Source organism: Mesorhizobium intechi (assembly GCF_002879535.1).
GTDB lineage: Bacteria > Pseudomonadota > Alphaproteobacteria > Rhizobiales > Rhizobiaceae > Mesorhizobium > Mesorhizobium intechi.
Genome location: NZ_PNOT02000216.1, coordinates 1 through 1,495, shown reverse-complemented (window position 1 = coordinate 1,495; position 1,495 = coordinate 1). Strand labels below are relative to the sequence as shown.

Here is a 1,495-nt window from a genome sequence, read left to right as displayed (position 1 = left end):
GCACTATGCCCGCCCAGACGATACGGTCGCCCACGCCGGCATGGGAATCGTCTTTGCGCCATTGGTCGGCAGCGACGAGCTAGCACAGCCGATATCAGCGAAATCATTGGCGCGGCGGCCGGTTTAGGTCGCGGCAGGCGAGACCGCGCGCACCCTAAACACGAACGTTGCCATCTGCGGAGGCTGAACTTGAAATTCTACCAAGCTGCGGATGAGGGGTGGGCTGAACTTCTAGAGGGGCCGGAAGAAGCAACGCTAACACCGGACGCAGAGAAAATGGCGACTGGGCGCGATTTCGGCCGCCGCCGCTTTCCAGAGGCCGGCCGCTTTCTGCTGTGGGATCGTCCAGCGGCGGAATTGTCGGCACTGGTGCCGGGACTGGAGTTTGAACCACATCGCGCCGACCCACGAAGGGCGGCCAAGATCCGGCTTCCCGGTCGAATGGTGCGAGTGGGGCGATTGGTGGTGCTGTCCGCGCGGTCGGGAATGCCGGCGGGAACGTTGCTGGAGATCGGCTCTGACTATTGGCGCGTGGCGACTGGCAGCACCGATGTGCTTGTCGCTGAGTTGTCGGGACTAGCCGGCGAGCCGGTGGTCGGCGGCGACGTTGCCCGCGAGCTGCGGCTATCTGCGACGGACATGCTGCCGGTGCTCTCGGAGCAAGATGCGCGGGTGTTAGAGGAAGCCTATGAGGCAGCCGCGGAGCATGATCAGTTTTGGGTCCAGCAGTTGGAAAGGTATCGGCCGCTTCCACTGCCGTTTGCGGGGCCTGAATCGGGCGAGATGGGGTGGCAGGCCAGTCCGTGGCGGAAGGTTGAGGCGCTGGCGAGATTTGATCCAACCCCGCGTGTTGAACATCTCCTGGCGGTGTGGGTGTTGTACCTGGCGCGGATCACCGGAGAGACGAAAATACAGTTTGGATGGGAGGCCGAGGTCGCGCGCTCGCCACTGTTGGCGGGGCTGTTCGCGCCAGCCGTGCCACTGGACGTGGAGATTGACCTCAATCGAACCTTTGCTCAGGTGAAACCCAGCATAGTCGACGCATTCGTCCGAGCGACGGCCGCCGGGAGCTACACACGGGATCTGCTTGTGCAAGTACCGCAGTTGCGGCGGATCGAAGCTTTGCGGCGGACACTCCCCTGGGACATGGCGGTAAGCGTGATTGAAGGTAAGAACGGGTGTTGGTCAAACGACGCCGATCACGGAGCGCTTGGCGCGACGGTGACGTTGTATGCCCGGGCCGGGGATGGGGCCGTGCGATGGATTTACGACCCGGCACGGGTAGCGCCAGAGCAAGTGGAACGGATGACCGGGCACCTCGCGACGCTGGCCTCGGAAACGCTAAATCCTGCTTTGCGTGAGGTGCCGGCAAAGCATATCAATTTGCTTCCGCAAGACGAGCGCGAGCTGGTGCTCGAGACCTGGAACCGGACGGAGGCTGCTTATCCGTCGGATCGGTGCATCCATCAGCTGTTCGAGGAGCAGGTGCGGAGGG

1 protein-coding gene is annotated in these 1,495 nt (G+C 63.1%); it reads left to right on the top strand.

Going from position 1 to position 1,495, the window contains the following annotated elements; all coding sequences use genetic code 11:
* Positions 1 to 189: 189 nt before the first annotated feature.
* Positions 190 to 1,495: hypothetical protein (locus C1D09_RS18230; RefSeq protein ID WP_208760400.1), on the top strand; the 1,306-nt coding region annotated here is incomplete at its 3' end.